This is a genomic window from Streptomyces sp. OR43 (assembly GCF_008042275.1).
Classification (GTDB): domain Bacteria; phylum Actinomycetota; class Actinomycetes; order Streptomycetales; family Streptomycetaceae; genus Streptomyces.
This window is the reverse complement of record NZ_RDBK01000022.1, coordinates 367,664-392,791: the sequence shown is the minus strand read 5'-3', so window position 1 is coordinate 392,791 and position 25,128 is coordinate 367,664. Positions and strand designations below refer to the sequence as shown.

At 70.4% G+C, this 25,128-nt stretch carries 26 protein-coding genes and 1 pseudogene; 13 read left to right on the top strand and 14 right to left on the bottom strand.

The genetic code is table 11. The features are described 5' to 3' along the window. Window positions 1-254, bottom strand: a pseudogene (locus EAO72_RS41925) (DUF6777 domain-containing protein); the annotation flags it as partial. A 200-nt stretch (window positions 255-454) separates the two neighbouring features. Here EAO72_RS41925 and EAO72_RS11600 point away from each other — a divergent pair. Genes EAO72_RS11600 through EAO72_RS11590 form a run of 3 tightly spaced genes read left to right on the top strand, consistent with a single transcriptional unit; the run spans window position 455 to window position 3,310 of the window. Beyond that, window positions 455-1,309, top strand: a complete 855-nt coding sequence (locus EAO72_RS11600; protein WP_148017175.1) for a YndJ family protein — start codon at window positions 455-457, stop codon at window positions 1,307-1,309. After that, on the top strand, window positions 1,306-1,830 hold the full coding sequence (locus EAO72_RS11595; RefSeq protein ID WP_148017174.1) for a DUF1990 family protein: 525 nt from the start codon (window positions 1,306-1,308) through the stop codon (window positions 1,828-1,830). Before EAO72_RS11600 ends, EAO72_RS11595 begins: the two co-directional genes overlap by 4 nt. A 34-nt stretch (window positions 1,831-1,864) precedes the next feature. Then, window positions 1,865-3,310: a lipase maturation factor family protein gene (locus EAO72_RS11590; RefSeq protein ID WP_148017173.1), complete on the top strand. Its 1,446-nt coding sequence runs from the start codon at window positions 1,865-1,867 to the stop codon at window positions 3,308-3,310. Here EAO72_RS11590 and EAO72_RS11585 read toward each other — a convergent pair. The 9 genes from EAO72_RS11585 to EAO72_RS11545 all read right to left on the bottom strand — a co-directional run bounded on the left by EAO72_RS11585 (window position 3,273) and on the right by EAO72_RS11545 (window position 11,528). Continuing rightward, window positions 3,273-4,622 (bottom strand): ammonium transporter, encoded by a 1,350-nt coding sequence (locus EAO72_RS11585; RefSeq protein ID WP_148017172.1) that lies wholly within the window; start codon window positions 4,620-4,622, stop codon window positions 3,273-3,275. The genes EAO72_RS11590 and EAO72_RS11585 overlap by 38 nt on opposite strands. 30 nt (window positions 4,623-4,652) lie before the next feature. Beyond that, window positions 4,653-5,612 (bottom strand): urease accessory protein UreD, encoded by a 960-nt coding sequence (locus EAO72_RS11580; RefSeq protein ID WP_148017171.1) that lies wholly within the window; start codon window positions 5,610-5,612, stop codon window positions 4,653-4,655. A 1-nt stretch (window position 5,613) separates the two neighbouring features. Beyond that, window positions 5,614-6,234, bottom strand: coding sequence for an urease accessory protein UreG (ureG, locus tag EAO72_RS11575; protein WP_148017170.1), 621 nt, complete (start codon window positions 6,232-6,234; stop codon window positions 5,614-5,616). A gap of 41 nt (window positions 6,235-6,275) precedes the next feature. Beyond that, window positions 6,276-7,046, bottom strand: coding sequence for an urease accessory protein UreF (locus EAO72_RS11570; RefSeq protein WP_148017169.1), 771 nt, complete (start codon window positions 7,044-7,046; stop codon window positions 6,276-6,278). Between the two features lie 5 nt (window positions 7,047-7,051). After that, entirely contained in the window at window positions 7,052-8,776 is a 1,725-nt protein-coding gene (ureC, locus tag EAO72_RS11565) for an urease subunit alpha (protein ID WP_148017168.1), read from the bottom strand. Next, window positions 8,776-9,234 (bottom strand): urease subunit beta, encoded by a 459-nt coding sequence (locus tag EAO72_RS11560; RefSeq protein ID WP_148017167.1) that lies wholly within the window; start codon window positions 9,232-9,234, stop codon window positions 8,776-8,778. The genes ureC and EAO72_RS11560 overlap by 1 nt, the downstream gene beginning before the upstream one ends. After that, complete coding sequence (locus EAO72_RS11555) at window positions 9,231-10,193, bottom strand: cobalamin biosynthesis protein CbiX (protein ID WP_148017166.1); 963 nt, start codon at window positions 10,191-10,193, stop codon at window positions 9,231-9,233. The genes EAO72_RS11560 and EAO72_RS11555 overlap by 4 nt, the downstream gene beginning before the upstream one ends. Window positions 10,194-10,196: 3 nt before the next feature. Further along, window positions 10,197-10,502, bottom strand: coding sequence for an urease subunit gamma (locus EAO72_RS11550; RefSeq protein WP_148017165.1), 306 nt, complete (start codon window positions 10,500-10,502; stop codon window positions 10,197-10,199). Window positions 10,503-10,565: 63 nt separating this feature from the next. After that, window positions 10,566-11,528 (bottom strand): urea transporter, encoded by a 963-nt coding sequence (locus EAO72_RS11545; protein ID WP_148017164.1) that lies wholly within the window; start codon window positions 11,526-11,528, stop codon window positions 10,566-10,568. Window positions 11,529-11,723: 195 nt separating this feature from the next. Between EAO72_RS11545 and EAO72_RS11540 the strand changes: the two genes are divergently transcribed. Continuing rightward, window positions 11,724-12,194, top strand: a complete 471-nt coding sequence (locus EAO72_RS11540) for a fluoride efflux transporter FluC (RefSeq protein ID WP_148017163.1) — start codon at window positions 11,724-11,726, stop codon at window positions 12,192-12,194. Next, window positions 12,191-12,565: a fluoride efflux transporter FluC gene (locus EAO72_RS11535; RefSeq protein ID WP_148017162.1), complete on the top strand. Its 375-nt coding sequence runs from the start codon at window positions 12,191-12,193 to the stop codon at window positions 12,563-12,565. Before EAO72_RS11540 ends, EAO72_RS11535 begins: the two co-directional genes overlap by 4 nt. A gap of 80 nt (window positions 12,566-12,645) precedes the next feature. Here the strand turns inward: EAO72_RS11535 and EAO72_RS41920 are convergent, their stop codons facing one another. Together EAO72_RS41920 and EAO72_RS11530 are read right to left on the bottom strand one after the other, a co-directional pair. Beyond that, on the bottom strand, window positions 12,646-12,822 hold the full coding sequence (locus EAO72_RS41920) for a hypothetical protein (protein ID WP_187285008.1): 177 nt from the start codon (window positions 12,820-12,822) through the stop codon (window positions 12,646-12,648). Window positions 12,823-13,169: 347 nt separating this feature from the next. Beyond that, window positions 13,170-14,654, bottom strand: a complete 1,485-nt coding sequence (locus tag EAO72_RS11530; protein ID WP_148017161.1) for an SDR family NAD(P)-dependent oxidoreductase — start codon at window positions 14,652-14,654, stop codon at window positions 13,170-13,172. Between the two features lie 319 nt (window positions 14,655-14,973). Between EAO72_RS11530 and EAO72_RS11525 the strand changes: the two genes are divergently transcribed. The 6 genes from EAO72_RS11525 to EAO72_RS11500 all read left to right on the top strand — a co-directional run bounded on the left by EAO72_RS11525 (window position 14,974) and on the right by EAO72_RS11500 (window position 20,180). Next, window positions 14,974-15,870 carry an RNA polymerase sigma factor SigF gene (locus EAO72_RS11525; protein ID WP_148017160.1) on the top strand — a complete coding sequence of 299 codons (897 nt, stop codon included), beginning with the start codon at window positions 14,974-14,976 and terminating at the stop codon, window positions 15,868-15,870. A gap of 27 nt (window positions 15,871-15,897) precedes the next feature. After that, complete coding sequence (locus EAO72_RS11520; protein WP_148017159.1) at window positions 15,898-16,182, top strand: hypothetical protein; 285 nt, start codon at window positions 15,898-15,900, stop codon at window positions 16,180-16,182. A 136-nt stretch (window positions 16,183-16,318) separates the two neighbouring features. Then, window positions 16,319-17,578 carry a PP2C family protein-serine/threonine phosphatase gene (locus EAO72_RS11515; protein WP_148017239.1) on the top strand — a complete coding sequence of 420 codons (1,260 nt, stop codon included), beginning with the start codon at window positions 16,319-16,321 and terminating at the stop codon, window positions 17,576-17,578. Beyond that, entirely contained in the window at window positions 17,568-19,184 is a 1,617-nt protein-coding gene (locus tag EAO72_RS11510; protein WP_148017158.1) for a sensor histidine kinase, read from the top strand. The genes EAO72_RS11515 and EAO72_RS11510 overlap by 11 nt, the downstream gene beginning before the upstream one ends. After that, window positions 19,181-19,624: a response regulator gene (locus EAO72_RS11505; protein WP_148017157.1), complete on the top strand. Its 444-nt coding sequence runs from the start codon at window positions 19,181-19,183 to the stop codon at window positions 19,622-19,624. Before EAO72_RS11510 ends, EAO72_RS11505 begins: the two co-directional genes overlap by 4 nt. Window positions 19,625-19,724: 100 nt before the next feature. After that, complete coding sequence (locus EAO72_RS11500; protein WP_148017156.1) at window positions 19,725-20,180, top strand: ATP-binding protein; 456 nt, start codon at window positions 19,725-19,727, stop codon at window positions 20,178-20,180. A gap of 85 nt (window positions 20,181-20,265) precedes the next feature. Here EAO72_RS11500 and EAO72_RS11495 read toward each other — a convergent pair whose 3' ends face one another. Beyond that, a complete protein-coding gene (locus tag EAO72_RS11495) occupies window positions 20,266-21,438 on the bottom strand; it encodes a PP2C family protein-serine/threonine phosphatase (RefSeq protein ID WP_187285007.1) in 1,173 nt (390 codons plus the stop codon). Window positions 21,439-21,518: 80 nt separating this feature from the next. Between EAO72_RS11495 and EAO72_RS11490 the strand changes: the two genes are divergently transcribed. Further along, window positions 21,519-22,031 (top strand): MarR family winged helix-turn-helix transcriptional regulator, encoded by a 513-nt coding sequence (locus EAO72_RS11490; RefSeq protein ID WP_148017155.1) that lies wholly within the window; start codon window positions 21,519-21,521, stop codon window positions 22,029-22,031. Window positions 22,032-22,282: 251 nt separating this feature from the next. Beyond that, window positions 22,283-22,615 (top strand): STAS domain-containing protein, encoded by a 333-nt coding sequence (locus EAO72_RS11485; protein ID WP_148017154.1) that lies wholly within the window; start codon window positions 22,283-22,285, stop codon window positions 22,613-22,615. A gap of 76 nt (window positions 22,616-22,691) precedes the next feature. Here EAO72_RS11485 and EAO72_RS11480 read toward each other — a convergent pair whose 3' ends face one another. Next, window positions 22,692-25,055, bottom strand: coding sequence for a GH92 family glycosyl hydrolase (locus EAO72_RS11480; protein WP_148017153.1), 2,364 nt, complete (start codon window positions 25,053-25,055; stop codon window positions 22,692-22,694). Between the last annotated feature and the right edge of the window lie 73 nt (window positions 25,056-25,128).

Here is a 25,128-nt window from a genome sequence, read left to right as displayed (position 1 = left end):
GTTCTGGGCGGGGTCGTTCTGGGCGGGGTCGTGCGGGGCGCGGTCGGCGCGGCACCGGCCGGTTCCACCGTGGACCTGGTGAAGGGATCGGGCCCCTGCGCGGCGGCCGGCTGGAGGAGCACCTCGCCGGCGTCCGCCGTTCCTTCGGTGCCGGGTCCCCCGCCCCCGGCCTCCCGGCCGCAGCCCGCGGTGACGAGAATGCCGGTGGACAGTACGGCGAGCACGGCGCGGCGCATACGTATCGGTGCGTGCACGAAGAGGACTCCTGCCTGGTCACCGGTCGCTGGTGGTCCTCTCATGTCTGCCGCAGTTCCCCTTCCCCCGCAAGCCGGAGCCGCACGCTGTGCCCGCGCTTTCGGGATGTCGCACAGCCACCGCCTTGAACGCGTTCAAGAAAGCCTCTAGAGTCAGCCCCGTCATCACTTGAACGTGTTCAAGAAGGGGGGGCTGAACGATGTCGGTCCTGGTGGGTCTGATCGTGATGCTGGGCATGCTGGTGATCGTGCCCGCCGGACTGCGGCTGGCGGATGCCCCCGACCTGGACCGGATCCGGCGGCTGTGGCCGGTCTTCGCCGTGCCGGGTGGCGTTGCCCTCTGGCTGCCGCGCGGACCCTGCGCCACCGTCCTGGCCCTCGGCTACGGACTGGGCGCCGTACTCCTCGCCCTGCGTGCCCTGGCCCGTATCGTGCGGCGCCCGGATCCGCTGCTTTCGTGGCGCACGGCACCCGCCGAGATCGCGCTGCTCACCGCCCTGTTGACCCCGGCCGTCGCCGCCGTCGCGCTGGTCGCCGAGCGCTCGGGGCGTCCGCTGTTCGGCTTCGGCCTCGGGATCCTGGCGCTGACCGTGCCGCACTTCCACTTCGCCGGATTCGCCGCCGCTCTGGTCGCTGGGCTGGTCGGCCGCGTGGTCGACAGCGCGGCGGGGCGGTTCGCGGCGCTGAGCGTTCCGCTGGGCACCGTGCTCGTCCTGACCGGCTACTTCATCGGCGACTGGGCCGAACTGGCGGGGGCAGTGGTCCTGACAGCAGGCATGTGGACCGTCGCTCTCCTGACCTGGCGCACGGTCCGGCCCGGGGCCCGCGACCGGACCACCGGACTGCTGCTCGCCACCTCGGCCGCCGTGCTCGCGGCGACCATGGTGCTGGCGCTGAGCTGGGCGCTGGGCGAGGCCACCGGCATCCCCCACCCCACCCTGACCTGGATGGCCGCCACACACGGCGTGGGCAACGCGCTGGGTTTCGCCCTCTGCTCGGTGCTTGCCTGGCAGCGCCTGAACCACCCCACCACCCATGAAGGAAGGACCGCATGAACACGCTCACGTATCCCGAGGCGGGCGCCACCCGGCTCGGCCCGCTCCCCGACGGCTACCACCACCTGCACCACCGGACCCCGGTCGGACGCGGCCGCGCCGACTTCGAGGCCGCCGGTGCCGCGATCACCGAGTTCCGCATGCACCGCTCCTCAGGGGTCCGGGTCAGGGCCTCCGCACCGCGCGCCGAGCCCGGTGCGTCCGTTCGGGTGGCGCTGGAGGCCGGCCCGTTGCGGTTCACGGCGCCGTGCCGGGTCGTCTGGGCCGAGTACGGTCCCGAGCGCATCGGGTTCGCGTACGGAACGCTCGCCCGCCACCCCGAGTGCGGCGAGGAGTCCTTCGTCGCCGAGCTGACCGAGGACGGCACGGTCTCCTTCACCGTGATGGCGTTCAGCCGGCCCGTCCGCTGGTACACCCGCCTCGCCGGACCGCTCGTGCCCATGGCCCAGCGCTGGTACGCGCGCCGGCTCGGCGGCACACTGCGCCGGATCGTCAGGGAGGGACACGCACCACTGGAGTGAGACGCCGCGGAGACACGGGCCGATACTGGAAGCGATGGACTGGTTCACCGCAGACGGGTACTGGCTCGGCCGGCTCCTCTTCCAGAAGGCCCTGGCCGTCATCTATCTGACCGCCTTCCTCACCGCCGCGCTCCAGTTCCGGGCGCTGATCGGCGAGCGCGGCATGCTGCCCGCCCCCGAGCTCCTGCGCCGAACGGGCTGGCGCACCGCCCCGGGCGTGTTCCGCCTGCACTACTCCGACCGCTTCTTCGCCGTGGTCGCCTGGTCCGGCTGTGCGCTCGCCGTCGCGCTGCTGGCCGGCGCGGACCGTCTGGTACCGCTGTGGGGTGCGATGGTCCTGTGGGCCCTGCCCTGGGCGCTGTACCTGTCGATCGTGCAGGTCGGTGGTACCTGGTACGGCTTCGGCTGGGAGTCGCTGCTCCTGGAGACGGGGTTCCTCGCCGTCTTCCTCGGCAACGCGCACACGGCGCCGCCGGTGCTCGTGCTGTGGCTGCTGCGCTGGGTGCTGTTCCGGGTGGAGTTCGGCGCCGGGCTGATCAAGATCCGCGGCGACGCGTGCTGGCGCAAGCTGACGTGTCTGTACTTCCACCACGAGACCCAGCCGATGCCGGGCCCGCTGAGCTGGTTCTTCCACCACCTCCCCCGCCCCCTGCACAGAGCCGAGGTGGCGGCCAACCATGTGACCCAGCTCCTCGTGCCGGTGCTGCTGTTCACCCCGCAACCGGTGGCGAGCGCGGCGGCGGGGCTGATGATCCTCACGCAGCTGTGGCTGGTGCTGTCGGGCAACTTCGCCTGGCTCAACTGGCTGACGATCACCCTCGCCCTGTCTGCCGTGGACTGGTCCCCGGTCGCCGAGCCGCCCGCGCAGGCCGGCGCGCCGCTCTGGTACGAGGTGGTGGTCTTCGCCGTCACGGCCCTGGTCGTCGTCCTCAGCTATCGCCCGGCGCGCAACCTCGTGTCGCGCCGGCAGATCATGAACCGGTCCTTCGACCCGCTGCACCTGGTCAACACGTACGGCGCCTTCGGCAGCATCAGCCGCGTCCGAATGGAGGTGGTGGTCGAGGGGACCGACGAGCCGGTGATCCACCCGGGCACGGTCTGGCGGGAGTACGGCTTCCGGGGCAAGCCCGGCGATCCGCGCCGGCTGCCGCGCCAGTTCGCCCCGTACCATCTGCGGCTCGACTGGATGATGTGGTTCGCGGCGCTCTCGCCCGCGTACGCCCGTCCCTGGTTCGGGCCGTTCGTGGAGCGGCTGCTGGAGAACGACCGGGACACGCTGCGGCTGCTGCGGTACAACCCGTTCCCCAGTCAGCCGCCGGCGCACGTCCGCGCCGGGGTGTACCGCTACCGGTACACGACCTGGCGCGAACTGCGGGCCACCGGGTGCTGGTGGCACCGCACCTACGTGCGGGAGTTCCTGCGCCCGACCCCGCCGGGCCCGGCTACCGGCCGCCCTCGCGGGAGCGAAGCAACGAGCTGATCTGCTGGACGAGTTCGTCGTCCTCGGACGCCGGCTTGCCGGAGACCAGGGCGCCGAGCCGCTCGGCGGTCTGGAAGTCGTACGCGCGCTCCTCCTCCTCGCCGGGGACGTAGGCGTACTCCTCCTTGGCACGGAATCCGACCGTCAGGTCCACCGCCTTGGCGATGAGCCAGGTGAGGATGAACGAGAACGCGATCACGGAGACGATGGCGACGAGTTGCTTGCCGAGCAGCCCCCAGCCGCCTCCGTAGAAGAGCCCCTCCTTGCCGCTGATGCGGGCGGTGGCGAAGAGTCCGACCATGATCAGGCCGATCAGCCCTCCGACGCCGTGCACGCCCACCACGTCGAGCGTGTCGTCCACGTTGAAGCGGAACTTGAGCGTGATCGCGAAGGCGCAGACCGCGCCGACGACGAGACCGGTGATGACGGCGCCGAGCGTGTCGATCTCACCGCAGGCCGGGGTGATGGCGACCATGCCCGCGACGGCGGACGAGACGACGCCCATGGTGGTGACCTTGCCGGTGCGCCACTTCTCCACCAGCGGCCAGGTGACCATGGCTCCGGCCGCCCCGAGCTGGGTGTTGATGAACGCCGCGGCCGCGGTGCCCTGGTCGGTCAGCGCGGAACCGGAGTTGAAGCCGAACCAGCCGAACCAGAGGAGGCCCACGCCGATGACCACGAGCGGAATGTTGTTGGGGCGCTCCTCGCGGCGGGCGAAGTCGCGCGGCGCGCGCAGGACGAGGGCGACGGCCAGACCGGCGACGCCGGAGTTGAGTTCCACGGGCAGACCGCCGGCGAAGTCCAGGGCGCCGAGATGCTTCACGATCCAGCCGTCCGTGTCGAACACCCAGTGCGCGATGGGGATGTAGACGATGAGCAGCCACAGCACGACGAAGACGAGCCAGCCCCTCATCGTCGCGCGGTCCGCGATCGAGCCGCTGACCAGCGCCACCGTGATGATGGCGAAGCCCATCTGGAAGGTGCTGTAGACGTAGGTGGGGATCGCCCCGGTCAGCGTGTTCAGCTCGATGTCGTGCATGAACACGTGGTCGAGGTTCCCGATGATCCCGGCGCCTCCGACATCGGGTCCGAACGCCAGCGTGTAGCCGATGACCCACCAGACGAGGGTGCCGAACGCCAGCGCGGCGAAGCTCATCTTGATCATCATGAGCACATGGCGGGTGCGCACCATGCCGCCGTAGAAGAAGGCGAGGCCCGGCGTCATCAACAGCACCATGGCGGTGGCGGCGAGGAGCCAGGCGGTGTCCCCGGAGTCGTACGCGGCCGGCATCGGCGCGGGAGCGGTGTTCATCGGCGGATCCTCGTGTGGGTCGGTGGGGGGTCAGGGCTTGCGCAGGTCGGGGGCCGGGTGACCGGTGAGCAGGCGGCGGACGGCCTGGCGGACGGCCTCGTGCGCGGCGGCGGTCCGGATCGGGCTGTCGTCCAGCACCCGCACCCACGCTCCGCAGTCCCGGGGCAGGACGCTCACCCCGTACAGGACACCGAGCTCCGCGAGCGCGTCGTGCAGGGCGTCGGCGAGTTCGGTGGCGGGGACGCGGTCGGTCACGGCGAACAGTGAGGCGACGTGGTCGTGACCGGCGAACACACCGGGTCCCAGGACTCCCTCGCCGCTTCGTCCGGGTGCCAGGCGCAGGGTGTCCACAGCGAGCAGCGTGCCGTCGGGCCGGCTGATGTGCAGGTCGGTGGCGAGCACCCGGTAGGCGTGCCGTTCACCGCGGGCGAGCCGTCCCGCGGTGAACGTGTCACCGACGACGACGGTGGCGCCCGGGGCGACGACGACCTCGGTCCGCTGGTAGAAGCGGGCGTCCTTGAACGGGATCAACGGGTCAGGCAGGTATTCGACGTAGCTCCCGGCCTCGGCCGTCAGGTGCACGCGCTGGCTCGCGTAGTCGTGTTCCATCCGGAAGACCTTGGTGGCGGCCTGGGTGGTCAGGTGGACCTGGGTGTCCGGGCCGCAGCGGAAGTCCATCCGGTAGCGGTCGGCCTGGGCGATTCCGCCGCCGGTCGCCATCATGTAGACGTAGCTCATGCCGGGCAGTTCGGGGTCGATCCACAGCGGCCGCATGATCTGCAGGGGTGTCTTCTGGAAACGCTCGACGAGTTCGGTGCGCTCGCCCCGTACCGCGAAGGCCAGGTCGAGGATGCCGACCTTGGCCGGGGAGCCCGGGGCGAGCGTGTCCGGCACGGAGGCCAGGGCCGCCACGTCCGGGGGGACGCGGACCGCGGTGTAGTACTTCTCGGCGAGCCGGTCGGCCCGGGGCCGGTACGGGGCGAGCGGCATGTCAGATCAGCACCTTGCGGCGCGATTCGAGGTACACGGCGATGTCGTCGATGCCCTGGCCGGTGAGGCAGTCGGTGAGGACGACGGGGCGGTTGTCGCGTACCCGGTGTGCGTCGGACTCCATGACGTCGATGTCCGTGCGTACGTACTTCGCGATGTCGATCTTGTTGATGACGAGAAGGTCGGAGTCGGTGATGCCGGGTCCGCGCTTGCGGGGCATCTTCTCGCCCTCCGCCGTGTCCAGGACGAAGATGAAGAGGTCCACCAGCGCCGGGCTGAAGGTCAGCGTGAGGTTGTCGCCGCCGGACTCGTAGAGGAGCGTGTCGGTGTCCGGGAAGCGCTCCAGCATCTCCGCGCCGGCCGCCAGGTTCATCGTGGGGTCGTCGCGCACGGCGGTGTGCGGGCAGGCCCCCGTCTCGACGCCGACGACCCGCTCGGGTTCCAGGACCCCGGCCAGCGTGCGGCGGACGTGCTGGGCGTCCTCCTGGGTGTAGATGTCGTTGGTGATGACGGCGGGGCGGTGACCGCGTTCGATCAGCATCGGCACCAGCGCCTCGATGAGCGCGGTCTTGCCGGATCCGACCGGTCCGCCGATGCCGACCCGCAGTACGTTGTCGTCCATGGTGCTGCTCCCTGTGGGGTTCGGGGGTTCGGGGGTGGGTTTCAGCTGGCGAAGAGCCGGGCCTCGGCGCGTTCATGACGGCCCGACATGATGTCCGAGGCGAAGACGGTGGCGCCGACGTCGTCGAGCTCGCGCCGCAGCGCGGCCTCGACGGTCTTCTCGATGACGGGTGCGGCGCCCCGGATCAGGGTCTGCGTCGTACGGTGGTCGGTCAGCCGGAGCCGCAGGGCGGCGCCCGCGAAGCTGACGCAGAAGGCGAACAGGTCCGCGGCGACGGCCTGCCGGACCGGAACGCCCGTCGCCGCGTAGATGACTCCTGCGGCCACTGCCTGCGTTCCGGGGGCCTCACGCCGTACGACGCGGTCGAAGTAGTCGCCGATCTCCGGTTGGCCGAAGACCTCCTGGCCCAGGTCCAGCAGCTGGCGTCCGGTCCGGGTGGCGGCCTGGCGCATCTCCCGGCCCAGTTTGGTGGCCAGGAGATGCTCGTCGATCCGGACGACGGCCGCCGGGTCACCGGCCGCCGTCGCGCGGTGGGCGAGGGCGAGCGCGGTGGCATCGGCGGGACCGACACCGTGCAGCAGCAGGTCCTCCAGCAGGAGTGGCAGGCTGCCGGGGTCGACGGCCCCGGCCTGCGCGAACCCCTCCAGGCTGTGCGACAGCGTGTAGAAGCCGCTGGGGAACGCGGAGTCGGTCAGCTGGAGGCTGACCATCAGCGGTCCCAGCCCTGTGCCGGAGCCCGTTCCCGTACTCGTACCGGTGCCGTTCACCGCGGCCACGGTGTCGTTGACGGAGTCGCCCTCATCGCGGTACATCGGCCCTAGACCAGGAAGTAGAGGTGGTTGAGGGGCAGCTTCTCGGCCGGGTCGATGGTGGCGACCTTGCCGTTGAGCGTGACCTTGAACGTTTCCGGGTCGACCTTGATCTCGGGCAGGGCGTCGTTGCGGACCATGTTGTGCTTGCCGATGGTGCGGGTGCGGCGCACCGGCAGGACCGTGCGTTCCAGGCCGAGTTCGGCCGGGACCCCGGCGGCGATGGCCGCCTGGGACATGAAGGTGGCGTGGGTCGCCTGCATCGCCTTGCCGTACTGGCCGAACATCGGCCGGTAGATGACGGGCTGCGGGGTCGGCAGCGAGGCGTTGGGGTCGCCCATCTGGGCCCAGGAGATGATGCCGCCCTTGATCACCATCTTCGGCTTGGCACCGAAGGAGTGGATGGGCCAGAGCACGATGTCGGCGAGCTTGCCCTTCTCGATCGAGCCCACGTGGTCGGAGATGCCCGAGGCGATCGCCGGGTTGATGGTGACCTTGGCGAGATAGCGCAGCACCCGCTGGTTGTCGTTGCGGGCCGAGTCGCCCTCCAGCGTGCCCAGCTTGTCCTTGCAGTGGTGCGCGGTCTGGAAGGCGCGGGTGACGGACTCACCGATGCGGCCCATGGCCTGGGAGTCGGAGGAGAAGATGCTGATCACACCGAGGTCGTGCAGCACCGACTCCGCGGCGATCGTCTCGGCCCGGACCCGGCTGTCGGCGAAGGACACGTCCTCGGGGATGTCATGGCTGAGGTGGTGACAGACCATGACCATGTCGAGGAGCTCGTCCACCGAGTTCACGGTGTACGGCAGCGTCGGGTTGGTGGAGGACGGCAGGACGTTCGGCTCGCCGGCGATGCGCAGGATGTCGGGTGCGTGGCCGCCGCCCGCGCCCTCGCTGTGGAAGGTGTGGATGGCCCGGCCGTCGATCGCGGAGCGGGTGTCCTCGAAGAAGCCGCCCTCGTTCAGACTGTCCGTGTGGATGGAGACCTGGACGTCGTACCGGTCGGCGACGTTCAGCGCGTTGTCGATGACGGCCGGGGTCGCGCCCCAGTCCTCATGGACCTTGAGCCCGCAGGCACCGGCGACGACCTGCTCGTTGAGCGCCTCCGGCAGGCTGCCGTTGCCCTTGCCCATGATGCCGAGGTTGACCGGCATGGTCTCGGCGGCCTGGAGCAGCTTGCCGATGTTGTACGGGCCGGGGGTACAGGTCGTGCCGTTGGAACCGTCCGAGGGACCGGTGCCACCGCCGATCAGCGTGGTGATGCCGTTGGTCAGCGCCTGCTCGGCCTGTTGCGGGGCGATCAGGTGGACATGGGTGTCGATGGCGCCCGCGGTGGCGATGAGGTGCTCGCCCGCGATGGCCTCCGTGCCCGGTCCGATGACCAGGTCCGGGTCGACGCTGTTCTGCGTCTGCGGGTTGCCGGACTTGCCGATGCCGACGATGAAGCCGTCCTTGATGCCGATGTCGCACTTGACGACGCCGACCATCGGGTCGATGACGACCACGTTGGTGATGACGGTGTCGAGCGCGCCCTGGGCAGCGGTGGCCTGCGGGTCGGAGGCCATGCCGTCGCGCATGGTCTTGCCGCCGCCGTAGAGGACCTCGTCGCCGTACTGGCCCTCGCTGTAGTCCTTCTCGACCTCGACGATGAGGTTGGTGTCGGCGAGGTGGAACCGGTCGCCGACCGTCGGGCCGAACATGTCGGTGTACTGCTTGCGGGGCAGGATGGGCATCAGCGCGAACCCTTCTTCTTTTCGTTGGTGGCCTTGGAGCCCTTGGATTCCTTGGTGGCGCGCTGGGGCTTGGCGTCAGAACCGCCCTGCGCTCCCGCGAATCCCTGCTCGATGGCCCGGCGGACGGCCTCGACGCGGGCGGGGTGGGAGGCGAGGCTGCCGTTGAGCAGTCCGCTGAAGCCGACGAGCCGCCCGGTGCCGCCGTACGCGCACAGCTCCACCTCGCGCGAGCCGCCGGGCTCGATCCGCACCGAGGTTCCGGCGGCGATGTTGAGGTGCATACCGAGCGCCTTCTGGCGGTCGAACGACAAGGCCGAGTTGACCTCGAAGAAGTGGTAGTGGGAACCGACCTGTACGGCGCGGTCACCGGTGTTGCTCACGGTGAGCTTCACCGTGCGGCGGCCCGCGTTGAGCTCGATGGGGCCCTTGCCGTACAGATACTTCTGACGGAACGTCATGCGATGCTCCTGATGACTCGGTCCGCGCCTGGGGCGGACGGGTGGTGGTGCGTGTGCAGGGGGCCGGGGCCATGCTCGTGCGGGTGGCCCGGATCGCGGTCGTGGCCGTGTTCGTGTTCGTGGCCCGGGCCGTGGTCGTGCACGTGGCCCGAGGCGTGACCGTGCTCGTGCGCGTGGCCCGGGCCGTGGGAGTGACCGTGCTCGTGGTCGTGTCCCTCGCCGGGCGGGTGGGTGTGGGAGTGGCCGTGGTTCTGCGCCGCGGTCAGGCCGGCCGCGACGCCGTCGTCCGCGTGCTCGCGCCAGCGCCGTCGGGCGTCGGCGACCCGCTCGCCGAGGACGCGTCGCAGTGCCGACGCCGGAATGAGCGGACCCACCCGGTCGACGGGCAGCGTTTCCGCCTCGGGCACCTCGGGCACCTCGGGCAGCGCGAACGCGGCTGGGACCAGCGCCACCCGCTGCGCGCCGAGCAGCCGGCAGCGCCGGATGCCCTCGGCCGGGTCCGGGTCTCCCCCGGTGAACGCCACCTCGACGAGGCCGCCCCGGCCGTAGCGCCGTACGAGCGCGGCGATCCGGTAGAGCTCGGCGTCCTCGAACGGATCGCCGGACGGTGCGGTGAGCAGCAGCGCGGAGGTCTCGGGCACCCGGCCCGCAGCCGCCCGGAGCCACGCGACCAGATGCTGGGAGGTGCCGAACGGCTCCGCGAGCACGGTGGTGCCGCGCTCTCCCGCGGGTACGGCGCGCAGCGTGCGGGCGGTGTCCGCGACGAGTTCGGGATCGCGGCCGAGCGTCATGGGAACGACGACGGTCTCCGCGTTCCGGCGTCCGTGCGCGGCGATGCTCCGGAACAGTTCGCGCCCGCTCGACACGATGCTGACCCCGGTGTCCACGACGCCGTCCAGCGCGCGCCCATGGGCGGCTTCGTGACCGCACACGGCGATGACGGCGACGGGCTCGGCCACGGGTCAGCCGCCGATGGGGTCGTGGCAGGACACGAGTTTGGTCCCGTCCACGAAGGACGCCTCGACCTGCAGCAGCCCGAGCATCTCCCGTACACCGTCCATGGTGTCGCTCTCGCCCACGACATGGCGGCCCAGCTCCATGCAGTCCGCGACGCTCTTGCCGTCACGGGCCGCTTCGAGGATCGCCTCGGTGATCAGCGCGACCGACTCGCTGTAGTTGAGCTTGAGGCCGCGGCCCTGGCGCTTGCGTGCCAGGTCGGCCACCACGTAGACCAGCAGTTTGTCGATCTCGCGAGGTGCGAGGTTCATCGTCAGTACCTTCCTCGGTGATGTACGGGCTGAGGGCAGGAGGTCCGGTGCCTGCTGGAGCGGTTACTCGCTCCGGCGCAGGCGCGGCAGCAGGGGTACGGCCGCCATCAACACCCAGGTGGTGAGGATGAACGGCCAGGTGAAGGTGTGGCCGCCGAACGATTTGAAGAAGGACGTCAGCGACGCGGTGAGGCCGGTGGTCGCCGCCGCGCCGAACAGTGCGTAGACCCCCGTCCAGACGTTGTTGGCCATGAAGACGGCGCCGATGGCGATGGCCACGAGCACCGCGTTGTATCCGTAGATGCCGTTGGCGATCAGCGCCGTGGGTGCGCCCAGCGCCCAGGCGGCGACGATCCCCATCACGCTTCCGGCCGCCGCGTAGAGAACGACGCGCAGCCCGGCCAGGGCGAGTCCGACGAGCATGATCAGCCCGACGTACCAGCTCTCGATCAGGAAGATCTGCGAGACGTTGTTGAAGAAGGCGTGCCAGAGATCGTTCCACGACAGTCCGGTGTCCCCACTGGTCGTGCTGGAGACCGCGGCCGGGGCACCGTGCCAGACCCGCTCGAACGAGGGGGCTCCCAGCACCATGACTCCGGAGACCAGGCAGAAGGGTGCGGTCAGCGGGGTGAGTCCGAAGGGGGTGAGGAACGTGCCCAGGGCGGCCATCAGAAGGGTGCACATGATGGCGCCGACGACGGTCAGGACATAGGTGGCCGGGTGGTTGCCCAGGGAGGAGAAGAGGGCGATGCCCGTGAGGCAGCCCGCGTATCCCTGGAGGCCGGCCGCGATACCCGCGCGGTCGACACCGAGCGCGTAGGCCGTCGCGGTGGCGATCAGCGTGCCGAGGGTGGCGAAGAGCCCGTTCTCCCAGCCCGACACCCAGAGCGCGACGAGGATCGCCGCGCCGGTCAGCAGGGCGGGCTGGAGGTCGACCTGCCCGACGCCCCGCAGGGAGGCAAGCATGTAAGCGAACGGCTGTCGTTTCTCCAGCCGCCGGACGATTTCCGGCTCGGCGAGGGACAAGGCTGGCTCCAGCGACTCGGCAGCGGAGGTTCTTCCGGCCTACGGGCAGGAAGAACCGAATCTCCACCCATCAAGACACAGGGTCATCGACCTGTCGCGCTGTGTGGCTGTTGGGTTGGCCCAGTCAGGTATGCGTGCCACTGCCGCCTGCGCGCTACGGCCGGCCGGAGGCGTCAGGCTCCGTAGATTCACGGGATGCCGATCAAGATGGAGTTGCACCGCCGCAGCCACCCCGACCATCACCCTGGCGTACAGCTGTCCGTCGTGGCGGCCGTCGCGGTCGGCGGCGCGGCCGGGGCCGCCGCCCGGTACGGCGCCGAGCGCCTCTGGCCGACCGGCACCTCGGCCTTCCCGTGGACGATCCTGCTGGTCAACACGGTGGGATGCTTCTTGATGGGTGTCCTGATGGTCACCCTGAAGCTGCGCTTCCCCGATGCGCCCCGGCTGATCAGTCCGCTGCTGGGCACCGGTGTGCTGGGTGGGTTCACGACGTTCTCGCACTACACGGACAACGTGCGGGAGTTGTTCGACGACCATCAGCCGGGCTACGCGGTCGGCTGCCTGCTGCTGACCGTGGTGGCCGCGCTGGCCGCGGTGACCGCGGGCGCGTTCGCCGCCCATGCCGCCTTCGGGCGCCCCTACCCGGCAAGGGGCGACGCCCGATGACCGACTGGCTGCTCGTACTCGCCGGCGGGCTCGTGGGAGCTCCGCTGCGCTATCTGCTCGGTGTGGACGCGAAGTTCCGCCTCCACACCGCCTTCCCGTGGGGCACCTTCGCGGCCAACGCCGGTGCCGCCCTGATTCTCGGATTCGTCGCGGAGGCGGCGACGGACGGCGAACTGGGAACCCGGCTGAACCTGCTCCTCGCCACGGGGTTCTGCGGAGCTCTGTCGACGTGGTCGACGTTCTCCTACGAACTGCTCACCCTGACGTCCGCCCGCCGGGTGGGCCTGGCGGCGGGATACCTGCTCCTCACCGTCTGCGCGGGCGTGGGGCTCTCCTTCGCCGGGGCCGCTGTGGCGAACGCGGTCTTCTGACCGCTCCGAGCCGGAGGGAACGACCGAGCTCCGGCCCCGCCCCTGTGCGGGGTACGGGCCGGAGCTCGGACAGGAAGCACTCAGTCGACGCCCGGCAGGATGTGCGGCTCGGCGAGGTCGTCCTCGTAGCCGGCCAGCCGGATCGGGGCGGACCTGGCCCACACCTCGATGTTCCGGAGCTTCTCGGGCCTGCGGGCCCGCTCTCCGTGCCGTTCGGCCGTTCGCTGGTCGTGCTTCGTCAGTTCTGGTGTCGTCACCGCGCACTCCTTTGTGTCGCGTAGCCCCCGGCGTGTCCGACGTTCCGGCGTCATAACCGGTGGCCGACCGCCATGGTGCGGGGCAGGGCAGGATCTGTTCGGTCGCGGTGGCGCCGGTACGGGGCGGGACGGCGGCCCGGTTGACGGGCCTGTCCCAGGACGGCCGAGGAACCTTCGTGGATCCCTTGGTGGCGTCCGTTCCCCTCAGAGTAACCAAATGAGCGCGCCTGTGCTCGATGGAACGTGTGCCCTGGGTCACTTTCAGCCACGATGCAGCGAAAAGACCCGGCCCGCAGGACTTCACGGGCCGGGTCGGCGACCGAACGCGGCACCCGCGCCGCGGAGTGCTACCAGTTGGCCGGCGCGTAGTCCTTCAGGAAGCAGCCGTACATCGCCTCGCCGGCCTCGCCGCGGACGATCGGGTCGTAGACGCGCGCGGCGCCGTCGACCAGGTCCAGCGGGGCGTGGAAGCCCTCCTCGGCAAGCCGCATCTTGTCGGGGTGCGGGCGCTCGTCGGTGATCCACCCGGTGTCGACGGCGGTCATCAGGATGCCGTCCTTCTCGAACATCTCCTGGGCGCTGGTGCGGGTCAGCATGTTCAGCGCGGCCTTCGCCATGTTGGTGTGCGGGTGGCCCGCACCCTTGTAGCCGCGGCCGAACACGCCTTCCATCGCGGAGACGTTGACCACGTAGGAGTGCTTGGCGGCGGTCGCGGCCATCGCCGGGCGGAGCCTGCTGATCAGGATGAACGGCGCGGTGGAGTTGCAGAGCTGGACTTCCAGCAGCTCGATCGGTTCGACCTCGTCGACTGTCTGGATCCAGCTGTTGGTGTGGTGCAGGTCCGGGACGAGCCCTCCCGCGTCGATCGCGGTGCCCGCGGCGATGCGCGCCGGCGACGCCGACCCGGTGACCAGGGCGAGCTCGGTGACGTCCTGCGCGCTCAGCCCCTCCTTGCGGGCGGCGGGCAGCGCGGCCACGCGGTCGACGGTGCCACTGCCGAAGGTGCCGATCACCTCGGCGGCCGGCAGCTCACCCGCGGGCAGCGGGGCGGACTCGGCGCCGAGCAGTTCGCTGTACGCCTGCGGAGAGCGGCGGACCGTCTGTGCGGCGTTGTTGATCAGGATGTCCAGCGGGCCCTCGGCGGCCACCGAGTCGGCCAGCGCGACGACCTGGGCCGGGTCGCGCAGGTCGATGCCGACGATCTTCAGGCGGTGGATCCAGTCGTCGCTGTCCGGCATCGCCTTGAAACGGCGGATCGCGTCGTTGGGGAAGCGGGTGGTGATCGTGGTGTGCGCGCCGTCGCGGAGCAGTCGCAGCGCGATGTACATGCCGATCTTGGCGCGCCCGCCGGTGAGCAGGGCCCGGCGGCCGGTGAGGTCGGTGCGCGCGTCGCGCCGGGCGCGGTTCTCGCGGGCGCAGTCCTGGCAGAGCTGGTGGTAGAAGGCGTCGACCTCGACGTACCGCGTCTTGCAGATGTAGCAGGACCTCGGCCGCTGGAGGACGCCGGCGATCTCGGAGGCGGCGGAGGACGAGGGCAGCACGCCCTGGGTCTCGTCGTCGATGCGCTCGGCCGAACCGGTCGCGGTCGCCTCGGTCACGGCCTTGTCGTGTGCGGTCTTCGCGGCGCGGCGCTCCTGGCGGCGGCGCTGCTTCACGGTGCGGTAGACACCGGCGGTGGCACGGCGCACCGCGATGGCGTCCGGGTGGTCGACCTCGATGGAATCGAGCTCGTCGAGCACACCCAGGCAGACGGCCAGCCGCTCCGGGTCGATACCGGGACCGAACTCCTCGATCCCGGGCGCGATCTCCGGGCTGTCCTCTGTCACCGTCATTGCCGTTCCTCTGTTGCTTGTGCCGCCGGATTCTCTCGGCGGGCCGTGGCGCGCCACCGAGCCGGGCTCACGAGGACTGACATCCACGGGCTGAGATCCGGCCGCGGGCTTCTGCGCAAAGCCGCCGCACTGCGGGCCGAACGCCCTCGTCAAGTTTGCCATGCTCGGGACACTGCTCCATTCGGGTGCCACGGGCGGGTTCACCGGCGACCGGCCCGGCGCCGCCACCGCCGAGGAAAGAGAATCGCACCTGGTTGGCATGACTTCGCCGTCGCGGGGCACACGACCTCCGACGCACTTGGCAACGTGGAGGGGCGACATGACGACGAGCACGACGGAGCAGACCGGCACCATCCTTGGCGGCCCCGCAGGCACGCTGCCCGGACGGGACGGCGCGGGAGCTTCGGACCTGCCGTGGATCGAGGACACCGGCAAGGTGGCCCCGAAGGACGCGCGTGCTCTGTCGAAGCTGTTCCTCGACCGTCTCCAGGTGCTCGAAGAAGGCACGCACGAGTACCAGTACGCGCGCAACACCCTCATCGAGATGAATCTCTCGCTGGTGCGCTACGCCGCCTCACGGTTCCGCAACCGCGGCGGCGACGACACCGAGGACATCATCCAGGTCGGCACGATCGGGCTGATCAAGGCCATCGACCGGTTCGACCTCTCGCGCGACGTCGAGTTCTCGACCTTCGCCATCCCCTACATCGTCGGGGAGATCAAGCGCTTCTTCCGGGACACCACCTGGGCCGTGCACGTACCGCGCCGGCTCCAGGAGCTGCGGGTCGATCTCGCCAAGGCGAAGGAGCAGCTCTCCGCGGAGCTGGACCGCGACCCGACGGTCAAGGAGCTGGCCGCACTCCTCGATCTGCCCGAGGAAGAGATCATCGAAGGGCTCGTCGCATCCAACGGCTACGCGGCCGGGTCCCTGGACACCCCCTCGGCGGAGACCGATTCCGGTACCGACAAGCGGTCGTACGCCGACGTGATCGGCGAGGCCGATCCCGGGATGGAGACCGTCGAAAACCTCCACACGCTGGCACCGCTGCTGGAGGAGCTCGACGACCGCGAGCGACTGATCGTGCGGATGCGCTTCGGCCAGGAGATGACGCAGTCCCAGATCGGCGCCGAACTCGGGGTGTCGCAGATGCACGTGTCCCGGCTGATCGCGCGCATCATCAAGCAGTTGCGCGCCGGGATGTCCGTAGAAGCCTGACCCCGGCGCGTGGGCGCATCCCGGCCCATGGACCTGTCTCCTCCGAAACCGGCCGTGCACCGGCTGCGGGACGCGGAAGCGGGCCGCCCGCCCGGATGCCGAACCGGAAAGCGGACGCCGCCCGCCCGGATGCCGAACGGGAAGCGGTACGCGCGGAAGCGGACCCAGTCCGCCTTGCCGTACTGCTGCGGGGCGCCCGTACGCGCCGTATGCGCGGGAGCGGACCTCGACGCGGTGTCCGGGGTCGTCGGCATCACTCCGCACGATCTGCCGGGACCGGAGAAGCTCACCGGCGACATCCGCCCGGGCTGAACCCGCCCGGTCCCCGGACGCCCGCGCGCATGGCCGGCGCAGCCCGGCAGCACGGGTGCGGGCGTCGTTCACATATGCTGCGGGGCGACGACGGGCGGCCCGCTCGGGCGCGACGAGAAGGTGAGGCGTGGCTGAGATGCGCATGGGCTCCCATGTCGGGCACCCGCTCGGGGCAGCGTTTCCGGTGCAGACCGGCTCGTCATCGGAGGGCCGACCCTCCGTCTGGGACGTCAACGCCGCCATTCTCCTGGTCGAGGACGACGCGGGCGACGCCCTGCTGGTCGAGGAGATGCTCGCCGACGGCGAGCTGGACTCCGCGCTCACCTGGTGCAAGAGCCTGACCGAGGCGCTGACCTTCCTGCGCGGTCATCGCACGCCCGTCTGCGTCCTGCTGGACCTGCATCTTCCGGATGTACACGGCCTGCGCGCCGTCACCCAGATCGTGGAGACCACCCCGGACGCCGCCATCGTGGTGCTGACGGGTCTGGCGGAGGCCGAGGCGGGGCTCGACGCCGTGGCCACCGGTGCGCAGGACTACCTCGTCAAGGGACGGCTCGATCCGCAGGCGCTGTCGCGGGCCGTCCGCTACGCCCTCCAGCGCAAGCAGGTCGAACGGGCGGCCGCGGCGCTGCGCGCCAATCAGCTCATGGCGCAGGAGAACGCCCGTCTCGAACGCGGGCTGCTGCCCGTACCGCTGCTGAACGACGACGGTTTCGAAGCGGTCGCCCGCTACGAGCCGGGCCGGGCCCACGGGCTGCTCAGCGGCGACTTCTACGACGTGGTCCAGCGACCCGACGGCACCGTCCACGCCGTGATCGGCGACGTGTCCGGGCACGGCGCGGCCGAGGCCGCACTCGGGGTCTGTCTGAGAGTCGCCTGGCGCACCGCGGTCCTGTGCGGCACCGATGAGCTGGAACAGCTGGCTCTCCTCGAGGAGATACTCGTCGCCGAGCGTTCCGACCCCCATGTCTTCGCGACCGTCACCTCACTCGTCTTCCCGCCCGGCGGCGACCTCGTCCGGATCGTCAGGGCGGGACACCCGGGACTCCTGCTGCGCCGGGGCACGGCCATCGAGTGGGTGGAGCCGGAGGGCGGCATCGCCCTCGGACTGCTGCCCGGCCACGGTCAGTGGGCCTCGACCGACCACGCCCTGGCGCCCGGCACCGGCCTCGTGCTGTTCACCGACGGCCTGTTCGAGGGGCGCACCGGACCGGACTCCCGCCTGGGCGAGGAGGGCCTGCTCGCCATGGCCAGGGCCCGGGCCGGTCTGCCGGCCCGGGCGTTCGTCGACGCCCTGGTCGCCGGTGCCACCGAAGGAGCGGCTCCATACGGGGGCCTCGCCGATGACGTCGCCGTGCTGCATCTCGGCTGGAAGCGGACCCCTCATGAGCACTGACCCATCCACCGACGCCCCGCAGCGGCCGGGCAGGCTGGCACGGCTGTCGGTCCAGAACTGGGTCCATCTGATCCTGGGCTGCTTCGTCCTGGTCGTGTGCGGCTGTCTGGTGGTCGGCGGACTCGTCCTGGCCTCCATATCCGACCGGACCACCGAACTGGTGGACCGCATCCAGCCGGCCAGGTCCGCCTCCTTCCAGTTGCAGAACGCGCTGCTCGACCAGGAGACCGGGGTCCGCGGCTACGCCCTCACCGGCGACCCCTCTTTCCTGCAGCCGTACGCGAGCGGCAAACGCGACGAGCAGCGGCGCCTGGCGCGGGTCCGTGACGCCATGGGGGCCGGCGACCCGTACGACCGCGATCTGGACCGGATCGCCGCCGCCTCGGCGCAGTGGCGCAAGGAGCACGCCGAACCGCTGATCGCCGCGGTCCGCCGCGACGGGCCACAGGGCCGCTCGTCCGCCCGGACCGCCGGGAGCAAGGCCGCCTTCGACACACTGCGCGGGCTCTACTCGGCGCAGCAGTCCCATCTCGACACCGCCCGGGACCGCGCGCGCGGCGAGCTCAACGACGCCCGTTCCACCCGCGACCGCGCACTGCTCACGCTCGTGGCCTGTTTCGTCGTGTGCGTGATCGCCCTCAGCCTGCTGCTGCAGCGGGTGGTGGGACGGCCGCTCAACGCCCTGGCCGAGGCCTCCCGCCATGTGCGGTCCGGCACCTTCCGGCGCCGTATCGACGTGCCCGGGCCCTCCGACGTACGGGCGGTGTCCGCCGCGGTCGAGGACATGCGCTGCCGGCTGGTCGAGGAACTCGACGCCGCACAGGAGCGTGAGGAACTGCTGGCGCAGCAGGCCGAGGAACTGCGCCGGTCCAACTCGGAGCTGGAGCAGTTCGCCTACGTCGCCTCGCACGACCTCCAGGAACCGCTGCGGAAGGTCGCGTCGTTCTGCCAGCTGCTGGACAAGCGGTACGGGACCGAGCTGGACGCGCGCGGCAAGCAGTACATCGACTTCGCGGTCGACGGTGCCAAACGCATGCAGGTACTCATCAACGATCTGCTCACCTTCTCCCGCGTGGGCCGGGTCCATGACAGCTGGAGCGCCGTCGATCTCGACCGCTCGCTGGACCGGGGCCTTGCCAATCTGGCGCTGGTCATCGAGGAGTCGGGAACCACGGTCGTGCGTGAGGACACGCTTCCCGAGGTGCACGGCGACGCGACGACGCTCGCGATGATCTGGCAGAACCTGATCGGCAACGCGGTGAAGTTCCGGCGCCCGGACGCGCCGTGCGTCGTCACCGTCGGCTGTGTGCGGGAGGAGGACGACTGGCACTTCACCGTGACGGACAACGGCATCGGGATCGCCCCGGAGTTCGCCGAGAAGGTCTTCGTCATCTTCCAGCGTCTGCACGCCCGTGACGAGTACGACGGCACGGGCATCGGACTCGCCCTCTGCCGCAAGATCATCGAGTTCCACGGCGGCCGGATCTGGCTGGATCCCGAACCCCGCCTGGGCACCCGTATCCACTTCTGCCTGCCCGCCGACGGCTCCCCGGCTCCCGCCGAGGGTGCGGCCGGTCCCGCCGAGATCTCCGGAGACGCCTCGTGACCAACCCCGTACAGCCCATCGAGGTCCTGCTCGTCGAGGACGACCCGGGCGACGAGCTGATGACGCGCGAGGCGTTCGAGGACAACAAGATCCGCAACACGCTCCATGTGGTCCGCGACGGGCAGGAGGCGCTGGACTTCCTCTACCGACGGGGAGAGCACACCGACGCCCCGCGCCCCGATCTGATCCTGCTCGACCTGAACCTGCCCAAGTACGACGGCCGCCAGGTGCTGGAGCAGATCAAGCAGGACCCGGGACTCTCCCTCATTCCCGTGGTCGTGCTCACCACGTCCTCCGCCGAGGAGGACATCCTGCGCAGCTACAAACTGCACGCCAACGCCTATGTCACGAAGCCGGTCGACCTCGATCAGTTCATCGCGGCGGTCCGCCAGATCGACGAGTTCTTCGTGACCGTGGTGCGGCTTCCCGGACGTGCGTGACATCTGCCGACCATGACCGGGAGTGGGATCTTCCGACGCGGGTAGACGACCAGCGAGAAGAGAGGTCCCGGCCTCCCCCGCTGCGCCCTGGCTGGAGCACATGAACGAACAGGCCCTCTCCCGGCCGGACGACTCCCCGAGAAGCCGTCCGCCCACGGAGACACTGCACAGCGCCGAGGTGTTCGACGGCGAGCCCGGGTGCATCGCCCAGGCACGCGTCCTGGCCGACCGGTTCCTGGCGCGGCTCGTGTCCGAGTGGATGGCCGTGCTCGGCACACACACACGTAACGACCTGATGCTGGCCGTGAGCGAGCTGGTCACCAACGCCGACCGCTACAGTCACGGCCCCTACCTGCTGGAGCTGGAGGGCACGGCCGAGCGCGTGAGCGTGACGGTGTACGACAGCAGCAGCGCGCTCCCGGTCTTCTACTCCCCCGACCCGAGCCGGCTCGGCGGGCACGGCATGGAAATCGTCGTGGCCCTGTGCGACCGGCTGACGGCCGAGCGGGTGCCGGTCGGCAAGCGCATCCGCGCCGAGTTCACGCTCAGCAGCTGATCCGTCCGCCGAGTTCACGTTCAGCGATTGGTCCGTCCGCGTGGGCGGCGGCTGCGGCGTCAGCCTCCGGTGGCCGGCCGGGGTGTCAGCCGCCGCTCTGTCTGCCGAACCAGTCGACGCAGACGACCAGCGCGTCATCGAGCAGGTCGGAGTCGCGGTAGTCCGCCAGTTCCCGCAGGACGGCTCCCGGCACCGAGGCCGCGGGCAGCAGTCGCGTCCCGAGGATCACCCTGGCCAGGCCCCGCTCGACATATGCCTCGCCGAGAGGTGACACGGTGTCATACACCCCGTCACTGACGAGCAGAAGCCGGTCACCGGGAAGCACCTGAACGTTCTGGACCACGTACTGCGACTCCTCGAACATGCCGAGCGGCAGCTGAGCATCCAGTTCCAGGCGTGCGACCGTTCTGCCGCGCAGCCGCCACAGCTGCGGAGAGCCCGCGTCCACCACACCGAGCGTTCCCGTGGCCAGGTCGAAGCGCAGCAGCAGGGTCGACACATGGGCGCCTCCGCGGTGCTGGTCGTAGAGTGCCTGATCGGCCAGGGCCGCCTGGTCCGCGATGCCGATCCCGGCCCTTCTGGCGTTGCGCAGCGCGTTCACCGCGAGGTTGGTGAGCAGGGAGGCCTGTATGCCCTCCCCCATTCCGTTGGTCACGGAGACGATCAGCTGGTCGGCGTCGGCGGCCCAGTCGAAGTTGTCGCCGTGAATGGCGTAGGCCGGTTCCAGCTGCGCGCCGATGGCGTACTCCGCGGCGGTGAACGCATGGGCGGGGAGCAGTTGCCACTGCATCTCGGCGGCGAGGGTGAGCCGGGTGACGCGGCGGGCCCGCTGGTAGTGGTCGGTGTCCCGCTCGGCGACGATGATCTCGTGGCCCAGCAGGTCCGCGATGTGCGCCAGCTCGTCCATGGCCTGCGGGGTGGAGCGCCCGGCCGGGAGGCGGACGCTGAGGATGCCGAGGCGCTCGCCCCGTACCGTCACGGGGAAGTGGTGGTCGGTGCCGTCGCCGTCGGCGGCCGGTTCCTCGTGCGGACGCTGGCTGCCGTAGGCACGGCCCTGTGGGCTGTTGTGCATCGACAGCGTGGGCGCGTGCCCCGGTTCGGGGCCGACCGGCTTGAGCACGCTCATTCCGTAGTCCGCCAGCAGCAACTGCACGGACCGGGCGTCGAACGCGCTGGACAGGACGTCCCGCACCGTCTCCACCAGGGCGTGCGGTGCGGCGGCGCGTACGGCTCTCTCGATTTCGGTACGGGCGTTCACGGTCTTCCGCTCATTCTTCGTCGGGTGACAGGGACGGGGCCGGGCTGACAGAAGGAGGTTCCGGGTGACAGAGTGGATGGATGCCCCACCGCGCCGGACCTCACCACCACCTTGAGCGGGTGTCCGGGGACGTCTGTGCCGCGGCCGAGCTGCTGGAGGTGCTGTGGGGCCGAGGTCAGGAGGCGGCGCCTCCCGGCACGGTCTCCCCCTCCCAGCTGCGTGCCCTGCTGGTCATCGAGAAGCAGGAGGGCAGCAACCTCCGCTCGCTCGGTGAGGCGCTGGGCTCGCGCGCTCCGTCGGTGAGCCGGCTCTGCGACCGGATGGAGGCCATGGGCCTGGTCCAGCGGGACCCGAGTCCGGTCAGCCGCCGGGAGGTCGAGTTGCGGCTGACCGGTCGCGGCCGCGCCCTGCTGGAGGAGTACCGGGCGATCCGCACGCGGGAACTCGCGGCCGTGCTGGAGCGCATGCAGCCCACGGAGGTGGCGGCGCTCGCCGAAGGGCTCGCCGCCTTCCGCTCGGCAGCGTCCCAGCGGCTCACGGCCGGCCGGAGTCCGGCCGACCGGCTCCGCGAGGACATCGCGGACAGCGCCTAGCTTCACCCAGCCCCTGCTTCCGCGTTGCCGGAGCACTCCTCCGAGAGGGTGCTTCCGTTGATCGTTGGGGGTACAGATTGTTGCCCCACGAAGAATGTTGTCAAATGGCAACTATTACTTCTATCGTTGGCCTGCACCCGCTACGAGCAGGGACGGACTCGCACCGGGCCGTCCACCACGCCGACCCGCTCCCCCGCCACCCAGTGCATCACGAGGTGACCGTGCTTCCATCCCCCAGCCCCGGCAGAGCCATGAGAATCGTCCCACGCCAGGACCGGGGAGCGCTGGTGCTCGCCGTGACCGGCGACCTCGACATCGACAACATCGCCCCGCTCGGCGCCGCGCTGGAGCGCGCGGCCGAGGACGGGAACGGACCGGTGGTCGTCGACCTCTCGGACGTGAGTTTCGCGGACTCCACGACGGTGAACGCACTCCTGCAGGGCCAGGTACTGCTGGGGCCCCGCCTGAGGCTCGCCGCACCCTCCCCCTTCATGGAGCGGCTCATCGGGGTGCTGGGCCTCGACAGCGTGCTTCCGGTCTTTCCGACCGTTCCCGAGGCGATCGACCCACCGCTGTCCGGCTGAACGCACGACGCCGAGCGCCCTTCCCTCCGGCGGACGGAGGGAAGGGCGCTCGGCATGCGCCGTACCGGGTTCCCGGTCAGCGCAGCGCGGGCGGAGCGTCCTCGGGCGAGGTGCCCCACGCCGACGGCTCGCTGCCCACCGTGAAGGTGAGCGAGCGGGCCGCGCGGATGTCGTCCGTCGTGAGGTAGGTGCGCGACTGCTGCGCACCGTCGAGCCGGGCCGACTGGATGTAGCGGTCGGTGTCCGAGGCCCCGGGCGCGCTCACGGTGAGCGATCCGCGCGGGTAGTACCGGCGGTCGAGCTTGATGTCGACGCGCTCGAAGGCCGGTGTGGACAGGCCCCAGGTGTCGGTGCCCGGCTGGACCGGGAAGACACCGATCGAGGAGAGCACCATCCAGGCGGACATGGTGCCGAGGTCGTCGTTGCCCGTCATACCGGTCGGACCATTGGTGAAGAGCGTCAGGGCCGCGTGGACCACATCGGTCGTCTTCCACGGCTGACCGGTGGACAGGTAGGTGTACGGGGCGATGAGGTCGGGCTCGTTCTGCGGGTTATACTTGTCGGCGTTGTAGTACGCGTACGGTCCGTTGACCCACACCTCGCGCGCGGTCTTCGCCGGGTCGGCGAGGAGCTTGTCGTAGGCGAAGAACGAGTCGAGCCGCTGGTTGGCGGCGTCCTTGCCGCCGATCAGGTCGACCATGCCGGGGATGTCCTGCGGGACCATCCACTGGTACTGCCAGGACGTGCCCTCGTGGAAGCCCTCGCTCTGCGCCGGGTCGGCCGGACCGGTGAAGGCGCCGGAGGCGTCACGGGCGCGGAAGAAGCCGGTCGAGGCGTCGAAGATCTTCCGGTAGTTCTGGGCACGCGCGTCGTAGCGGGCGGCGTCGGCGTCGTGGCCGAGGTCGCGGGCCATCTCGGCGAGCATGCCGTCGGACAGGGCGTACTCCAGGGTGGCGGAGGCGCCGTGGTCGTAGTCGGAGTCGCCGGGCTTGGCGTGCGGACGGTCCTTGATGTACGGGGCGAAGCCGTCCTTCAGGTACTCGACGTTGGCTTCCCGGCCCACCGGAGCGGAGTCGGTGGCGGGCACGCCGTCGGCGTTCTTCTTCAGCGCGCGGTACGCCTCCTCCTCGTATCCCTTCAGCAGTCCTTGCTGGTAGGCGTTGGTGAGGAAGGGGGTGACCGGGTCGCCGGTCATGATGTTCGTCTCGACCGTGCCGTAGCCCCACTTGGGCAGCCAGCCGCTCTCGGCGTCGATCCGCAGGACGGATATCGCCATGTCGCGCGACTCGCGCGGGGCGAGCAGCGAGAGGAGCTGGGCCTGGGTGCGGTAGGTGTCCCAGAGCGACCAGTTCTGGTAGTAGGTGAACGCCCCGTGCGAGTCGACGGCGCGGTGGGTCTTCTGGTCCCACCCGGTGTAGCGGCCGTCGACGTCGCTGCCGACGTTGGGCGCGAGGAAGGACCGGTAGAGCGAGGAGTAGAACGTGCGGCGCAGTTCGTCGCTGCCCCCCTGGGCCTTGACGCCTTCGAGGCGGTCCTCCCAGCTGCGCTGTGCGGCGCGCTCGACCTGGGCGAAGCTGTGGCCGCCCTCGGCACGGAGGTTCAGTGCGGCACCCTTGGCATCGACGTAGCTGAGGGCCGTGGTGGCCTCGACGGTGCGGTCCTTGGTGGTGTCGAACCGCAGCCAGGCGCCGTTGCGGGCGTCGGTGGCCGAGGACTTCTTCGCCCCCTCGGTGACGGTGTCGCCGTTCCAGGTTCCGGACGTGGTGAACGGCCGGTCGAAGCGGGTGACGGTGTAGACCGTGTACGCCTTGGTGCCCTGGCAGAAGCCGCTGCCCGTGATCGCGGTCCGTACCGTGCGGTTGTCCAGTATCTCGACCTCGGACGAGAGCGTCCTGTGCAGCGACTGGCCCGCGTTGAGCAGGACGTTGGCCTTGTCGGTGGCCGGGAAGGTGTAGCGCTGCACGCCGGTGCGCTGCGTCGCGGTCAGTTCGGCGTCGATGCCGGTCTTGAGCCCGACCTTGTAGTAGCCGGGGCTCGCCTTCTCGTCGTCATGGCTGAACTCGGCCGCGTACTTCGCGTAGTCGGTCTCGGTGACGTCACCGGTGGTGGGCAGGGTCGGCAGGTCGCCGCCCAACCCGCAGCCGACGCCGGAGAGATGGACCGAGGAGAAGCCCCGGATGTGGTTCTCGCCGTAGTCGTACCCGGTGTTGTGGCCGGTGTCCGGGGAGAGCTGCACCATGCCGAACGGCACGGAGGCGCCGGGATAGGTGTTGCCCTCGTTCTGGGTGCCGATGAACGGGTTGACCAGGTCGGTCAGCCGGCTGTCGGTCCGGGGCGCGGCCTGGGCCGTGGCCCCGGTGGTGAGGACACCGCCCAGGAGCGCGGCGGCGGCGAGTGCGGCCGCCGGGCCGCGCAGGCGCGGCCGTGGGATCCGGTGCATGGGGATACTCCTTCGGACAACGTTGTCAGAGCGCGATCATTCTTGGTTCCCCGTTGATCCGCGTCAAGGGGTC

What these genes read in the sequence shown, in the direction of transcription:
- EAO72_RS11600 (WP_148017175.1), top strand. Translation starts at nt 455, where the DNA reads ATGTCGGTCCTGGTGGGTCTGATCGTGATGCTGGGCATGCTGGTGATC.
- EAO72_RS11595 (WP_148017174.1), top strand. Translation starts at nt 1,306, where the DNA reads ATGAACACGCTCACGTATCCCGAGGCGGGCGCCACCCGGCTCGGCCCG.
- EAO72_RS11590 (WP_148017173.1), top strand. Translation starts at nt 1,865, where the DNA reads ATGGACTGGTTCACCGCAGACGGGTACTGGCTCGGCCGGCTCCTCTTC.
- EAO72_RS11585 (WP_148017172.1), bottom strand. Translation starts at nt 4,622, where the DNA reads ATGAACACCGCTCCCGCGCCGATGCCGGCCGCGTACGACTCCGGGGAC.
- EAO72_RS11580 (WP_148017171.1), bottom strand. Translation starts at nt 5,612, where the DNA reads ATGCCGCTCGCCCCGTACCGGCCCCGGGCCGACCGGCTCGCCGAGAAG.
- ureG (WP_148017170.1), bottom strand. Translation starts at nt 6,234, where the DNA reads ATGGACGACAACGTACTGCGGGTCGGCATCGGCGGACCGGTCGGATCC.
- EAO72_RS11570 (WP_148017169.1), bottom strand. Translation starts at nt 7,046, where the DNA reads ATGTACCGCGATGAGGGCGACTCCGTCAACGACACCGTGGCCGCGGTG.
- ureC (WP_148017168.1), bottom strand. Translation starts at nt 8,776, where the DNA reads ATGCCCATCCTGCCCCGCAAGCAGTACACCGACATGTTCGGCCCGACG.
- EAO72_RS11560 (WP_148017167.1), bottom strand. Translation starts at nt 9,234, where the DNA reads ATGACGTTCCGTCAGAAGTATCTGTACGGCAAGGGCCCCATCGAGCTC.
- EAO72_RS11550 (WP_148017165.1), bottom strand. Translation starts at nt 10,502, where the DNA reads ATGAACCTCGCACCTCGCGAGATCGACAAACTGCTGGTCTACGTGGTG.
- EAO72_RS11540 (WP_148017163.1), top strand. Translation starts at nt 11,724, where the DNA reads ATGCCGATCAAGATGGAGTTGCACCGCCGCAGCCACCCCGACCATCAC.
- EAO72_RS11535 (WP_148017162.1), top strand. Translation starts at nt 12,191, where the DNA reads ATGACCGACTGGCTGCTCGTACTCGCCGGCGGGCTCGTGGGAGCTCCG.
- EAO72_RS11530 (WP_148017161.1), bottom strand. Translation starts at nt 14,654, where the DNA reads ATGACGGTGACAGAGGACAGCCCGGAGATCGCGCCCGGGATCGAGGAG.
- EAO72_RS11525 (WP_148017160.1), top strand. Translation starts at nt 14,974, where the DNA reads ATGACGACGAGCACGACGGAGCAGACCGGCACCATCCTTGGCGGCCCC.
- EAO72_RS11520 (WP_148017159.1), top strand. Translation starts at nt 15,898, where the DNA reads ATGGACCTGTCTCCTCCGAAACCGGCCGTGCACCGGCTGCGGGACGCG.
- EAO72_RS11515 (WP_148017239.1), top strand. Translation starts at nt 16,319, where the DNA reads ATGCGCATGGGCTCCCATGTCGGGCACCCGCTCGGGGCAGCGTTTCCG.
- EAO72_RS11510 (WP_148017158.1), top strand. Translation starts at nt 17,568, where the DNA reads ATGAGCACTGACCCATCCACCGACGCCCCGCAGCGGCCGGGCAGGCTG.
- EAO72_RS11500 (WP_148017156.1), top strand. Translation starts at nt 19,725, where the DNA reads ATGAACGAACAGGCCCTCTCCCGGCCGGACGACTCCCCGAGAAGCCGT.
- EAO72_RS11490 (WP_148017155.1), top strand. Translation starts at nt 21,519, where the DNA reads ATGCCCCACCGCGCCGGACCTCACCACCACCTTGAGCGGGTGTCCGGG.
- EAO72_RS11485 (WP_148017154.1), top strand. Translation starts at nt 22,283, where the DNA reads ATGAGAATCGTCCCACGCCAGGACCGGGGAGCGCTGGTGCTCGCCGTG.
- EAO72_RS11480 (WP_148017153.1), bottom strand. Translation starts at nt 25,055, where the DNA reads ATGCACCGGATCCCACGGCCGCGCCTGCGCGGCCCGGCGGCCGCACTC.